The 14,123-nt window shown below is 52.0% G+C and carries 13 protein-coding genes; 3 read left to right on the forward strand and 10 right to left on the reverse strand.

Annotated elements, in window-relative coordinates; genetic code table 11:
- Positions 1-182: 182 nt before the first annotated feature.
- The 3 genes from AB9F27_RS15470 to AB9F27_RS15480 all read right to left on the reverse strand — a co-directional run bounded on the left by AB9F27_RS15470 (position 183) and on the right by AB9F27_RS15480 (position 3,104).
- Entirely contained in the window at positions 183-932 is a 750-nt protein-coding gene (locus AB9F27_RS15470; RefSeq protein WP_335586523.1) for a methyl-accepting chemotaxis protein, read from the reverse strand.
- A 154-nt stretch (positions 933-1,086) separates the two neighbouring features.
- Positions 1,087-1,746, reverse strand: a complete 660-nt coding sequence (locus AB9F27_RS15475) for a response regulator transcription factor (RefSeq protein WP_335586524.1) — start codon at positions 1,744-1,746, stop codon at positions 1,087-1,089.
- 14 nt (positions 1,747-1,760) lie between these two features.
- The gene (locus AB9F27_RS15480; RefSeq protein ID WP_335586525.1) at positions 1,761-3,104 is read right to left on the reverse strand and encodes a cache domain-containing protein; all 1,344 of its coding nucleotides are present in this window, start codon (positions 3,102-3,104) and stop codon (positions 1,761-1,763) included.
- A 342-nt stretch (positions 3,105-3,446) separates the two neighbouring features.
- On the opposite strand from AB9F27_RS15480, the gene AB9F27_RS15485 reads away from it, so the two are divergent.
- The 3 genes from AB9F27_RS15485 to AB9F27_RS15495 all read left to right on the forward strand — a co-directional run bounded on the left by AB9F27_RS15485 (position 3,447) and on the right by AB9F27_RS15495 (position 7,938).
- Positions 3,447-4,535 carry a TRAP transporter substrate-binding protein gene (locus AB9F27_RS15485; RefSeq protein WP_335586526.1) on the forward strand — a complete coding sequence of 363 codons (1,089 nt, stop codon included), beginning with the start codon at positions 3,447-3,449 and terminating at the stop codon, positions 4,533-4,535.
- A 115-nt stretch (positions 4,536-4,650) separates the two neighbouring features.
- Positions 4,651-5,541 (forward strand): TRAP transporter small permease subunit, encoded by an 891-nt coding sequence (locus AB9F27_RS15490; RefSeq protein WP_052275122.1) that lies wholly within the window; start codon positions 4,651-4,653, stop codon positions 5,539-5,541.
- Between the two features lie 18 nt (positions 5,542-5,559).
- Positions 5,560-7,938: a TRAP transporter large permease subunit gene (locus tag AB9F27_RS15495; RefSeq protein ID WP_335586527.1), complete on the forward strand. Its 2,379-nt coding sequence runs from the start codon at positions 5,560-5,562 to the stop codon at positions 7,936-7,938.
- A 97-nt stretch (positions 7,939-8,035) separates the two neighbouring features.
- Here AB9F27_RS15495 and AB9F27_RS15500 read toward each other — a convergent pair whose 3' ends face one another.
- The 7 genes from AB9F27_RS15500 to AB9F27_RS15530 form a co-directional block, all read right to left on the reverse strand.
- Entirely contained in the window at positions 8,036-8,890 is an 855-nt protein-coding gene (locus AB9F27_RS15500; protein WP_335586528.1) for an arginyltransferase, read from the reverse strand.
- A 75-nt stretch (positions 8,891-8,965) separates the two neighbouring features.
- Positions 8,966-9,484 carry an RDD family protein gene (locus AB9F27_RS15505; protein ID WP_082802324.1) on the reverse strand — a complete coding sequence of 173 codons (519 nt, stop codon included), beginning with the start codon at positions 9,482-9,484 and terminating at the stop codon, positions 8,966-8,968.
- Positions 9,485-9,576: 92 nt separating this feature from the next.
- Positions 9,577-9,993: a DUF2852 domain-containing protein gene (locus AB9F27_RS15510; RefSeq protein WP_039004335.1), complete on the reverse strand. Its 417-nt coding sequence runs from the start codon at positions 9,991-9,993 to the stop codon at positions 9,577-9,579.
- Positions 9,994-10,402: 409 nt separating this feature from the next.
- Complete coding sequence (locus AB9F27_RS15515) at positions 10,403-11,482, reverse strand: fibronectin type III domain-containing protein (RefSeq protein ID WP_335586529.1); 1,080 nt, start codon at positions 11,480-11,482, stop codon at positions 10,403-10,405.
- 221 nt (positions 11,483-11,703) lie between these two features.
- Positions 11,704-12,396, reverse strand: coding sequence for a Mu transposase domain-containing protein (locus AB9F27_RS15520; protein ID WP_369757919.1), 693 nt, complete (start codon positions 12,394-12,396; stop codon positions 11,704-11,706).
- A complete protein-coding gene (locus tag AB9F27_RS15525; RefSeq protein ID WP_369757920.1) occupies positions 12,377-12,526 on the reverse strand; it encodes a hypothetical protein in 150 nt (49 codons plus the stop codon). Before AB9F27_RS15525 ends, AB9F27_RS15520 begins: the two co-directional genes overlap by 20 nt.
- Positions 12,527-13,852: 1,326 nt before the next feature.
- Positions 13,853-14,104, reverse strand: coding sequence for a hypothetical protein (locus AB9F27_RS15530; protein WP_369757921.1), 252 nt, complete (start codon positions 14,102-14,104; stop codon positions 13,853-13,855).
- Between the last annotated feature and the right edge of the window lie 19 nt (positions 14,105-14,123).

The following is a 14,123-nucleotide window of genomic DNA, read 5'->3' on the forward strand; positions in this document are numbered from 1 at the left end:
ATCTTTCTGACTAGAATGACAATAGAAAACATTGCCTAAGCTCCTTTGCGTGTAGAGAGACATTAATCACGGGAAAAGGGGGCGTCAACACCGAAAACGCGATTAAAGTGTCGCGGCAATGTAAAATAGTTGCGTAAAGTTGCAAAATGCGATGGTAAATTGGAATTTTAAGTAAGGCGAGGTTAGTTGATTAGGGTGCTAATCACGCTTTGCGCGTTGTCTGTGGCCGCCTGGATACCTTCTGCGTGGGTTTTTACTTCACTGGCAATGACCGAAAACCCCCGCCCTGCATCTCCAGCCCGTGCTGCTTCTACGGACGCGTTAATGGCTGTCAGGCGAATGGAGGTGGAAATTTTGCGAATATCGTTAAACGCGGAGGTGAGCGTCTGACGTGCCCCGTCGATGTCGCCTTTTTTCAACTCTAGATCGCCCCAAAGAGCCTCTGTAATCACGTTCATACTTTCATATGTAGCGGGAAAAATGGCTTCATAGAACTGGGAGGCTTCGCGATAGGTTGGAATGTTCCCTTCCGCAAGACGCGTTCCCAACGACTTGATCCGTTCTCCGCACGACAAAACACGTTGGCGCAACTCGCCATCCTGTGAGGCGATTTGTCTAATCCAGTCGAGTTTATCTTGGGGAAGGTCAAGGATATTTTCTTTGCCAAACAAAAGCCCAAGCGTCTTAAGATACTTTTCTTGGTAAGCGTTGAATTCCTCGATACTCACGTCGCGATCTTTACTTGATGGCGCGGCAACGATGGCCATCACGCGCAGACTCATTTGCAGAGCCACCGAGCGTGTCAGGGTAATTTGATCCAAGATTTCGCGATCCTTTTGAAAGGAATCGGCGTTCTTCTTGGACCGAGACCCATCAGAATAGGACGTTATTTTCGAGGCGTTTGGGGGCGAAAATTTTTGCGAGATCGACATAAGGGTGGCATCCTAACTGCATACGTTTTCCACAATCTATTTCGTTATGATGAAGGCTCCATTAACGAAACTCGCGACCTCAAAAAGTTATGGTGCACACATGGTATTTTTTGGTCCGCAACGGAATGACAGCCGTTTTAAGCGTTGAAAAAGCTTAGAACGGCACGCCTGTCCCTTGCAGGACGCCTTGCTCCATGGCGTAGCGCGTCAGGCCAGCGGTCGAACTAATCCCCAGTTTTCGTTTGATATTCTTGCGATGCGTTTCAACAGTGCGCACGGAAATATCCAAGCTGATCGCGACCTCTTTGTTACTGCGCCCTTGGGCCAATTCCAACAGGATCGTTTGCTCGCGACTCGTAAGGGGGACGCGGCCATCGGTGGTTTTAGGCTCAATTGACGATGTTGCACCGGGGCAAAGATACTGGTTACCTGCCATCACCGTATCTATGGCGACTTTGATTTCTTCGGTCGGGACATCCTTGAGAATATAGCCTTTTGCCCCCGCAGAGAGCGCGGTCGAAATATACTCGGGCGTGTCGTGCATCGACAGGATCAAAATGCGGGTGTTCGGGTGCGTTTCCAGTAGGATTTCGGTGGCGGATAGCCCGTTTACCTCGGGCATATTAAGATCAAGCAGGATGACGTCTGGCGAGAATTCATCAATTTTCTCAATAACTTCTCGCCCATTGCTCAGGCAGCCTACAACCGTAATATCGTCATAGGTCTCAAGAATAGACTGAATGCCCTCCGCGACCATCGGGTGATCGTCGACAATCAAAACGCGCGTGGGTGTAACTTGGGGCGTGTCGCTCATTTGGACTCCTAGGATTATCGGTCTGGGGGCAATAGGTGGCTAAAGGGCACTTGCACTTCGATCGTTGTGCCATCGCTGGTTGAATTCATCATAAAGGTGCCATCAAGTTGATCCACACGTTCTTGCATATTACGCAGGCCGATACCGTTTTCAACTCGGTCCTTGCGCGCTTCTGGGATCCCTTGGCCATTATCGGAGATCACGAGAGAAGCACCGTTTTTATGGCCACCTACGCGTAGGCTAACATGCGTAGCCCCCGCATGTCGCTCAATATTTGTCAGGGCTTCCTGGGCGATACGGTAAAGCGCGATTTTGCTTTCTTGGTCGAGGCGGTTGCGAAAAACAGCGGTTTCGATCTGGGTTTTGATACCGGTGCGCAGACTGAAGTCTTTAATCAAAGATTGCAGCGCGGGACCTAGGCCAAGATCATCTAGCATACCGGGGCGCAGATCACGACTAATTCGGCGGACTTCTTGGATCGCGCCGTTAAGGTGCGACACGCCCTTATCGAGGCTGTCGGCGGCATCGGGATCACCGTTATTCATGCGGCGACGGGTCAGTTCCAGCGCATAGCGCACACCAACAAGGATTTGACTAATGGAGTCATGCAATTCGCGCGCCACACGGCCGCGCTCTTCTTCTTGGGTGTCAAACACCCGTTGGGTGAGCTTTTTAAGCTTCACATCGGCCAAACGGCGTTCGCGAATATTGAGGGTCAATCCTGATAAAAACACCAAAAGGAGGGCGCCAAGGGTGATCGCCCCGATATAGAGAAAGGTCTGGCGAATTCGGTCGCCGACCTGTGCGCGGGCTTCTTCGGTTGTTTTGACCACATCGTCAATGAAAACGCCTGTGCCCACGGCCCACCGCCAGTTTTGCAGCCCAATCACATAGGTGATCATCTGGCTGGTTTCGCCAGTGGAGGGTTTTTCCCACGTATAGGTGTGATACCCCGCGCCCGTGCGCGCCAGTGAGATCAACGCGTCGACAATGGGGGTGCCTTCGGGGTCTGTCAGTCCCGCCCAATTGCGCCCGATTAGATAGGTTTGGCGTGGTGAGACGAGGTTATTTCCGTCGTAGTCGAACACAAAATAGCTGCCATCGTCGCCATAAGTCATCGCCGAAAGGATTTGGGTGACCCGCAGTTTTGCCTGATAATCGTCGGGCGCGGCGCGACCGTAGATAAAGAAGAATGCGGAGCGGGCGAGGTTTACATAATTTTTCAATTCGGACTTCTTGGCTTCAATCAGTTCGCGTTCCAACTGTGCTATCTCGTATTCCGCCAGTTCACGGGACTGGTTGGTTACCACAACTGCAATCGCCGCCGTCGCGAGAATAAGGGGCAGGGTGGCCAACATAAACAGCTTTTGCCCATAGCCAAATGAGAGGCCATTTACGAAAGCTGACAGTTTTTGGAAACGCGGGGGTCGCAACGGGGGCAGTTATCCTAATTAAGCGGCGAGTCACCTCGCACGTGAGATAGAGAATGAGGCCAAGTCGCGTGATGGTCAAACACCCTTTCAAGGGAATGCGCGGGAATCAATGTTGATTAAAAGGTCAAAATATTGGTTTTGGTCATTTTTTCTGACCGTCTGCGTAGGACTGGGTATTGTGGCGTGGCCTTAACTAAGTAGTCTGCACCTACTATTAACGAATGTCCCGACCAAAGAGTCGGACATTATAAAGGGGAGGAGACCTTTATGGATCGCCGTTCATTCCTACGGACATCTGCACTTGGTGGCTCTGCTGCTGCCGCTGCATCACTCGCAACACCCGCGCTCGCTCAGGGCACACGCGTTTTGACAATGGTAACATCTTGGCCACGTGGCTTTGCTGTTCTTGACGACGCTGCGAGCTACTTTGAAAACGCTGTTAACACCCTTTCGGGTGGCGACCTCATCATCGAGAAAAAAGCACCGGGCGAGCTTGTTGGCGCGTTGGAAGTGTTTGACGCTGTGTCTTCGGGCCAAGCTGATCTTTATCACTCGGCTGACTATTATTTCTTGGGCCAACACCCAGGTTATGCTTACTTCACTGCGGTTCCATTTGGCGCCACAGCACAAGAACTGACCAACTGGTACCTTCACGGTGGCGGCCAGGACCTTCACAATGAACTGGGTGAAATCTTCAACCTGCGTTCCTTCCTTGCTGGGAACTCCGGTTCGCAATCTGGTGGTTGGTTCCGTTCCGAAATTAACTCCGCAGAAGATCTCAACGGCCTTAAGTTCCGTATGCCGGGTCTTGGTGGTAAAGTTCTGGGTAAATTGGGCGCGTCTGTTCAAAATATCCCCGGTGGTGAATTGTACCAAGCTCTGTCGTCTGGCGCTTTGGACGGTCTTGAGTGGGTTGGTCCGTTTGCGGACGAACGTGCTGGCTTCCAAGAAGTTGCCAAAGTGTACTACACAGCGGGCTTCCACGAGCCGGGTTCCGGCCTTGCGGTTGGTATGAACCTTGACGTGTATAACTCCCTGTCGCCAACACATCAGGCGATCATTGATTATGCAACACAAGCCACAACACACTATAACTTGAGCGAAACGCTCGCAAACAACGGTGCCGCTTTGGCCCGTCTTCAGGCGCAGGGTGTTAAAACCCTTCAGTTCTCTGATGATGTTTGGGATGCATTTGGGACGGCTTCCAAAGAAGTTATGGACGAAAACATGGATGACGCATTGTTCCAAAAAATCCGTGCGAGCTTTGAAACATCCTTGGCGTCTTCGTCTTCTTGGATCCAAAAATCGGATGGTTTCTACGTAGACCAACGGACCCGTGTTCTGGGCAACGGCTAATTTGCCCCACTAACACTATCGGAAGGGCCTTCTGCGATCTCGTGGAAGGCCCAACCCGAATCTGACCCGCAACCAGCGGCGTTATCATAGACATTAAATTAACAGGGGGACTTCGATGCTTAATGGCATTGTCTGGTTCTTTCAGAACATCCTAATGGCGTTCTACAATTTCGGGTTTGCGGTAACGCATCCGCAAATGTGGCTCGATTGGTCGGACCAAGCATCGCTTATGCGGTTCATCTACTATGGTGGCTCGATTGAGTTTTTCTTTGTGGTCTTCACCGGCTTTCTCGTGCTCACAGCCTTCGGGATGTGGAAAAATCAATTCATGTGGGGCTGTGTGCGGGTGCTCGAAGGCATCTCTAACGGTGTCGGTCGGTTCTTTGCTTGGGCCGGCCTTTTGATGGTTCTGCAACAGATTATCATCGTGTTCGTGCAACGGATTTTCACTCAAGCCCAAATCACGTTTGGCTTTGGTCCCGCACTGGCCCTCGACATCAGTTGGTGGGCCGAAGAGTTGAAATTTTACAATGCTTTGGTCGTGGCTCTTTGTGCGTCTTACACCTTTGTTCAGGGCGGCCACGTACGTGTGGACCTTGTCTATTCGGCCGTGAGTTTCCGCGCTAAACGCGCAATTGATATGTTCGGGTCGATTTTCTTTATGATGCCCGTCGCGGTTCTGGTTTGGATGTACGCATGGTTCTTCTTGTGGCGTCACCTCGTGACCCCGAAAGTCTCGGCGACCGACACCATCGAATTGCTCTCGAGGAAAGCCAAAATCCTCAAGTGGAACGTCGAAACCATCGGGTTCTCGCCCAACGGGTTCAACGGCTATTTCTTGTTCAAAATCCTTATCGTCGCCTTTACCGGTATGGTTTTCCTCCAAGCAATCGCGTTTTTCTACCGCTCCTATCTTGAGCGCAAAGAAGGACCCGAAAGTGATGGGAAATACCTCGACCGTGACTCGCTTGGCGCGGGTGAAGAAGCCTACGAAGGCACGCATTAATTTTAAGGGGCACTACCTATGTTATTTGGACTCGATGGCGTCGAAGTCGGCCTAATCATCGTCTTCCTCAGCCTCTTTGCGGGCATTCTCTCGGGCTTTCCGGTGGCGTTTGCCATCGGTGGGGCGGGGGTGATATCCTTCGGGATTATCGCAGCATTAGACAGCGCAGGCATCTTGATGCACGCCTCGGTGGACACCAGTTCGGTCGCCTATCGGGCCTTGATCGACTCAGGGTTACACCAAGACGTGATCTCTTTGTTCCGATATCCGGATTTGCCCGTTATTGAGGTTCCGCTGTTCCCAAGCCAATTAGACCCCTCTGTGGGCGGTGGCTGGGAAATCGCGATGAACCGCAACTTGTCGTTCATCGTAAACCGTATGAACGAACGGGTGTTCGCGGGGCAATCCATTGAAACCCTGCTCGCGGTTTTGATGTTCGTCCTGATGGGGATCACACTTGAACGCTCCAAAATCGCGAACGATCTTCTGACAACTATGGCGCGGGTCTTTGGCCCTTTGCCTGGCGGTTTGGCGGTTTCGGTTGTGGTTGTGGGCGCGTTTCTTGCCGCGTCAACGGGGATCGTGGGGGCAACAGTTGTCACCATGGGCCTCCTGTCACTTCCCACCATGTTGCGCCACGGCTACTCGCCGGAGCTTGCAACGGGGGTGATCGCAGCCTCTGGGACGTTGGGGCAAATCATCCCGCCGTCCATTGTTATCGTACTTTTGGGCACGTTGGCGGGGGATCTCTATTCCGCCGCTCAAGAAGCCCGCGCAATGGAAGCTGGCTGTACGGATGCGCTGACTTATCTTGGCGAAGCGGCCGTGGTTTCGGTTGGGACCCTGTTCCAAGCGGCGATCCTTCCGGGGGTCATGCTGGCGGTTCTTTATGGTGGCTATGCGTTTATCTATGCGCTGTTTAACCCGTTAAAAGCACCTGCGGTTGTCTTTGAGGGCGTTGCCAATACGGAAGGCAGTGGTCGCAACAGCCTCACATGGTTCGTAGCGATGCCTGTGATTGCCATCGGTGGTTTGATCCTTTTGAGCCAAGCGAATATCGTGGGAAGCCAAAATACCAACGTCGACAGCTATTCCGATGCGTCCAAAGCAGCTAGCTTGCGCACAAATGTCGGGGACAGCTGTCAGGCGGCGATGATTAACTTGCACGGCCAAGAAGCTTGGGATCTTGCGATTGATCAACAAGAGGCGATTAAAGAGTCCGGCGGGGCTGTTAAAAGCCGCGAGCTGACACCAGAAGAGTATGAAGCAGCAACCGTTGCGAAAATCTCTAGCATCGCACCAATTGGCACAGGCATTGCAATCTTCTTTGTGTTGATGGGGCTTGCGCTCACTACGGCGCGCGGTGTGGCACCATATGCCAATACACGTCCCTTGGTTATTGGCGGCGCAGGGGTGCTTCTCGCCTTCATTATCGACGCATTTTTGATCGCGCCGACAACATCCCCCGGGGGGGCAACAATCCTGTTGGCCGTTCCCGGGTTGATGCTGGCCTACGGTGTTCGCTATGCCTCTGGCTTGTTGGCGCGCAATGAACTTCTGCGGGTGGTGTTCCCACCTTTGGTTCTGATCATTGCGGTTTTGGGATCGATCCTTGGCGGGATCACCAACCCAACACCGGCTGCGGCGCTTGGCGCGGGTGGTGCTTTGTTGCTGGCGGCCTATCGTCGCCTCCAAGAGCAGGGCGGTTCGGGTAAAATCATCTTGGTTTCGGCCTTCGCCGTAGTTGTGATGATCCTCGTTGGGGTGAACTTCGATCTTCGGATTACACGTTCCAGCGTTCCGTTTGAAGATTGGGTTGCCTACTTTGTGGCGCTTGCAGCTTACTTGATGGCCATGTTTGGCATCCTGTTCGCCTGTTATGTTTTGTTCCGCAACAGGGTGCTTACCCCGATTGTGCGCGAAACGGCCAAGGTCACGAGCATGGTGTTTACCATCCTTATCGGCAGCCAAATGCTCAACCTTGTGGTGATCTCCTTTGGTGGTGAGCACTATATCCAACAATTCCTGCGCAGCTTTGATGACGAGTTCAAAGTGTTCTTGCTGGTGATGGTGGTGTTGTTCATTCTTGGCTTCGTGCTCGACTTCCTCGAGATCATTTATATCGTGATCCCGATTGTTGGACCGGTCATTTACGGCGGCACGATGGACCCAAAATGGGTAACGATCATGATCGCGGTGAACCTGCAAACAAGCTTCCTAACCCCGCCCTTCGGTTTCGCACTGTTCTACTTGCGAGGGGTCGCCCCCAAGGAAGTCACGACGCGACACATCTATCGCGGGGTTGTACCGTTTGTCTTGATCCAAGTCGGGGCGCTTGCGGTTCTCTACTTCATACCGTCGATTGTGACGATCGTTCCAAACCTTATCGGAAAATGATCAGGTTCAACGGACACTAAAACAGGAAAGGGCGTCTCGATTGAGACGCCCTTTTTCGTTTAAATTCATAGATACCGTAAGGAACCTAGGCTAGACGTCACTCTGTATTTGGGTGGCGTGCCGCGGCGTTGCGGCTGTTTGGTAGGGTGATCTGGGCCACTTGGTCGGCCAATTGATCGCCAAATTCTGGGCCGTCATCTTGGCTGAAATCTTCGGGGTCAACGACTTTGACCCACGCACCGTTTTTGTAAACTTCCAAGGCTGAAAAACGCCCCTTATAACCCATTTTCGGGCTGTTAGGGACCCAATACCCCAAATAGACATAGGGCAGGCCAGCCTCGCGGGCGATCTCAATATGGTCTAAAATAATGTGCGTTCCCAAACTGTTGCGCGCCAAATCTGGGTTGTAAAAGGAATAGACCATCGACACGCCGTCATCAAAAACATCGGTCAAACACACGGCTGTTAGGCCGGTGTCCACATCGGGGGTGTCTTCGGGCGTTACATATTCCACAACGCGGCTGCGAATGGGGGTTTCCTCAATCATGGCCGCGAATTCAAAGACGTCCATTTCCGCCATGCCGCCATCGGAATGGCGCGTTTCAAGATAGTGTTGAAACAGGTTGAACTGTTCTTCGGTGGCCCAAGGGGAGCGCGCCTGGCGTTTCAAATAAGCATTTTTGCGTGTGACGCGCTTCTGGCTCTTGTTGGGTTTGAAATCTGCCACACGGATGCGCGCCGACATACAGGCCGAACAATCCGCACAGGATGGGCGGTACAAAACATTTTGACTGCGCCGAAATCCTTGTTTGGAAAGGCTGTCATTGAGTTCCTGTGCGAACTCCCCCTGAAGCGAAGTAAATAACTTACGCTCGCGGCGCCCCTCAAGATAAGGGCAGGGCTGGGGGGCCGTCACATAAAATTGTGGGGCTACTGGAAGGCTATGACGCATATACTCTCGCTCGTTTTCCTACCTATAAGGATAGCAAGCCAAACCGTCTGCGCCAAGCCCATGCTGAACAAAGGGTTAATATCGCGACATCGAGTTAATCATCGCGGTCCCTAGAACCATATCCGTAAGGCCTTTTCCGCGGTTGCTGGTCAACATAATACCAACCGACAGAAGCTGAACGAGGAAGATTGTAAAGGATAGCGAATAGCCCAAAGTGTGCAAAACCGCCATTGAGCCGTCCAACTGGTTGCCATCGCTGTTACGCAATTCAATGCCCATCATCCGCATTCCAGGGGTCGCGGAATGGTTGGCAATGGAAACAGAGCGATAAAGGAAACCGATGGCGAGGAAAATAAAGGGCGCAATAAATACTGTCAAAAAGGCTGTAAAAATAAGCACAAGCCCCGTCAGAAGACCGATGGCAATGGTATCAATAATCCACGCGCCAAAACGTTTTTTAGCGACATCCGCGTAAAATCCGGCATGGAGCTCAGGATCAGGGAGACCCGTCGCCTGTTCGCGGTTTTGGCGGCGGTTGGACGTATCTGCACCCGGTTCAAAACCATAATCGCGGGGATCAAAATCACTTGCCATTTGAGAACTACCTATTGTTAAGACGTTAAGTTGCGGACTTGCCAGTATTTGGGAGGTGGCAAGTCCGCGAGGAGACAGGGATGCGGCGTTAATTACAACTCGATGGGGGCATCTTTGTCGGTGTTTTTAGGCGACTGTGCCTTTTTGGCGCGTTCATCCATAAACGTGTCGAATTCGGATTTGTCTTTCGCTTCACGAAGACGCTCTAGGAAGGATTCAAAATTGACTTGCTCTTCTTCGAGGCGCGACAGCGTATCGGCTTTGTAAGCGTCAAAGGCTGAGTTGCCTGTGCTGCTGAAGCCATGCGAATGACGGTGTGAATGTGCGCGGCAACCGCCACGTGATTTTGATTTGAACATACGTTTACTCCAGATCATATAGGCAAGTAGGGCGAGGCCGACGGGCCAAAAAAAGATAAATCCAAGAACCATAGCGGCAATCCAGGCGCCTTTGCCTTTTTCGTCAAGCCATGTTTCTGCTTGTGAGGGCCATGCGGTGGCGGATGTCATATCTGTCTCCATTTGTTGGGGTCGATGTTAATGTGTTTCACATCAATAGAAATGGGGAGTTTTGCGAAAAACGCAAGACCTAATGTAAATCTTTTTTACATTAACTTGATTTACTGAATTAAATCAGCATGTTGCGCGTAGGTAATTTCTTGTGATTTTGCCGAGAAAACATGGTGCGGTGTACCTGCGACAGCCCAATTTGTTGTAGCTCGATGTAGCTCGACAGGGATTCTTGCAGTGATTGACAGAGATATCTGCAGCAAAACGTTTTTCTGATTAATAGAACCGTTTAAGTGGCCCGTCGACCCGCAAAGTTTAAACGGGCGTTAAACAGGTGGCTGCGGATCGATCTACAGTTGGGCATCTGTTGGCCTCTTTGAGCGCAGGGGGATGCCCTGCGCCCCGCAGATTAAACCACGATTGTTGTGGGCGATCCGGTGCCCTTGCGAGTAATCGCCGACACGCGATAAGTGCCAGAGGCCGGAGCGACCCAAGAGCGGATATATTGCTTTGTATATCCAGCAGCCGAGCCTTGCGGTGTTTGCGCAACCCAGCTCCCCGTGTTGCGCTCGATTTTATAGCCAAGGATTGGGCTGCCCCCGTCATTGGCTGGCGCGGCCCATGTGATTGTCGTCCCTGCCGTCGCAAGGGTTTGCACAACGGTTGGCACAGTGATGGTTCCTTCGAGCCAGCCGAAATCAACCAAGGCCCCGTAAGCCGCTTTGGCATAGATCTCGCGCCCGGCTTCGGTCGGGTGCGTCCCGTCGCCGGTCAAGCTGCTCGGCCAAAGGCCAGTCGCGATTTGCGCAAGATCGCCCGCGCTGCCGTCATTGCCGCAAAACATTGCCTCAAGCGTATAGACAAAACGGGTTCCAATGACATCGCGCACCCAGCCCATTGCGTCCGACCATTCAACGTTCCGGCTATCGCCGACCCGTTTCAACGGGTTGCTTTCGAGCAAAATATTTTGCTTTGGCGCGCCGTTATATTTGAGTTTTTCCAAGACACTCATAATCGATGTTTTAATCACCAATTCGCCGCGCCCATCGGTTTCGTAAAAGGCAAGGCCGCCGATCCCGTCGAAAGACGTCATAACGTCACCAAGGCCGTTTTCAGCGAGCAAATCATGCAGAACATCGGGAAACTCTTGCACCACAAAACTATCGCCTAAAATATGCACCGCGCTGGCATCCCCCATCCGCAAAGCCTCGTAAAGCTTTTCGCCTTCCAGCGCGCCAGCATGGAGCGCCACGCGGTGCGTTGTCCACCCTTCGATATCGGTATCAATCGTCAGGCTGTGAGGCGGTAAAGTAGGGAAACAGAAATGCTCCGTGGCGTTTGTAACATCGTCACCACTTGCATAAACCTTGATCGGTTTTCCCACCTCAACAACAATAGCAACACGGCACCGATCAAAGTTATTTGTAAGAGTTGTGACCAAACCGAGAATGGATTGCTGGAAAAAACTATCAGCACCAAAATAATTCAACCGCAAACCGTCCTGCACAGAAATCAATCGCCCCCAGATCAACCGCCTGTTGAATTGCACCTTGCACAACGCCCATCTCGAAGGTTTCCAGCGGGCGTAGAACTTGCACCCTCGCCATTGTCCTCGGACCAATGGCGGACAATGGCTCGATCCCGCTTTCCGGGCTTGACCATTCTGGCTTCAAGTAATCGGTGCAGGGTGGCAAACACATCCGGAAAATTCTAACCCTGCAAAGGGGTAGCCTGATCCAAGGCCCCAACCTTTTGCTCAATCAAGGGCATGAAGTGCAGCGGATCAAAGATCATATCCGCTTTGGCATAGGACCGCTGATGCCGCGCAATCACCTCAAAATCGCAGCCAATAATGGCCTCATGCACAAAGCCGCGCACGTGGACGTCGTGATGGGCATAGGCCACCGGCACAGAGTAATCATTGCTACGGTAGCGCACCATTGAGATTGATGTGGCCCGCGTGCTGACATGGTCGCAGGCCTCATACTCTGCGACAGGCAATCCCATCAGGGCATCAATATCGGATACCAAACGCTGGCCAATAGTTTGGCTGTGGCCGCGCCATGAAGTTGCGGCGGGTATATCCGACCATGCCTTCGACATTGCCGCTCGTCCATGTCTCTCGGACCAATGGCGGACAATTCCTCGCTCGTTCCCCCGCGCAGGCCTGCCGAACTTGTCATCAAACAGGCAATGCGATTGCAACTCGGTAAAACTCTGTGTCCGCACACGGGGTCGGACTCCAAGGATACGCGCAACAGCGATCTTGGTATTGTCATAAAGAATGGACTGCGGGATGCCATCAAAGAACGCAAAGGCAGACACATGGCCATCACAGAACGGATCGGTTGTCTCCGCAGGGTATCCCTTCACAAACACTGCGTTAGAATGCGGCAGGCTCATCCCGCAGGCGCTCAAAGATGCGCTTGGCTGTGTTGCGCTGTTTTTTGATTTGGGCTTTGTCTATGCGCAGCATCTTCGCTATCGTCTTACGGTCCTTGTTGAAATAACGCGCGGCTTCTCGAGCAGACATACCGTCCTTCAAACAAGCACGGCTTACACGACTATAAGTATACGCAGAGTACATCCCCCGCTTTCCGAATAAACGAAGGACATAAACTGGCGAATTTTACTCCGCTACAACTGCGCCTTGCAGCCGCTTTGGTGGCCCAGTTTTGCTCTGCGTCTTACAGGCAAATGAACTTGGCCTTTCCAAATCGTACGTGTCCGAACTGGAAAATGGGTCCATCCATGGATGTGATCCAGACGTACTCGGAGAGGTTTGGGATACCATCTTCCTAGATATTGTTCTTTGCAGAGAACTTAGAAAATCCGGGGAAGGCCGCAAAGACACGGACTGCAATCGCAGGAAATATCTTACAGTTCATTCAATTTTTTTTGGCGAAAACTGATCATGCCAAAACCTAAGTATGACCAGAAATTCAACCCTTTCTTTCGATTGCGCACGAAGGCAAAACGGGCAGATTTATTGCACGTATCGCTAGCAAAGCTGAAGAAACTGACAAAGCTAGAGGGCGGTTACTTCGCCTTTCAGAAACCTAAAAAAGACGGAACTTTGGGGGATATATGCGTCCGATCTTTTCGGTTGCTCGACATCGAAGATTTTTTCCAAGCTGCACCTTTAATAAGGTGCTGTGGTTTTTTCGTTCGCAGATGCAGTGCGCGCCAGTTGTTGCATTGATCTAGGCAAAGATTGCGACTGAAAATGACGTGTTGCCACAGGGAAGCCCATGTAGCCCTATTTTAGCATTCTTTGCTTATATCGACATGTAGACCGAGATCGAGATCGATGAACGGGTAGCTGCCGACGGTTGCAAGCAAAGCGTTGATGCTGGTGACCTTACAAGGTCGAGCGATACAGTCCACGAAAGTGCTGTTTGGGACATAAGTAATTCTTAATCGACTTGGCCATCTTTCCAAGCTGCGGGATGATATTAATAAATCCAAAGCATCATCCCCGATGAAAATTAAACTTGAAGCTCAGTCGCGTGGACGACTAGCTCAGATCAATCAAATTGACGCTGGCAACGCGCGAATAGGTTAAACGGCAAAGTAGCGTAGAGGCTGCACGTGGTCCACAAACGCTCCTTTCACGCACTATCGCCAACAAACCCGATTGACGTCACTAAACACTATTCAGAATCCGAATAGTTGTTGAAGGTTTTTGCCCCTGCTGCGTTGCGGAACCCTTGCAGTTTGAGCTCTAAGCCGACCTTCGCTGCGTTTGCATCCATTGGCAACCGTGGGGTCAAATTAATTGATGCTGCATGCTTCACCAACAAATGCTAACCGCCACCTCCTGAACTATTTGAGAACGTTGATGCCTACCTAACGACCTTCAGGGATTGAACGATAGTCTGCGGGCGAGGTCTTTTACCAGTGCGACTATTCTAGCGCGCGCCACGCCGGGGGACCCTCCGTCGACGTAGAACCGCAACAGCAGTGCTTCTTTTTGGGCAGGTTTCGTTTGCAGACGCAACCTTGCGCCGTGGTTGGTCTTGGCGATTACGGTCACGCGCACGTCGCCCACGCCCTTAAGATTGATTGTGCCGACTGTGCCCAGAGGGTGCCCCAGCCCTTCATAGCGCAACGTGTCTTGCGTCAGCGAC

Origin of the sequence: Falsihalocynthiibacter sp. CO-5D18 (genome assembly GCF_041205445.1) — a bacterium.
Taxonomy (GTDB): Bacteria; Pseudomonadota; Alphaproteobacteria; order Rhodobacterales; family Rhodobacteraceae; genus Falsihalocynthiibacter; species Falsihalocynthiibacter arcticus.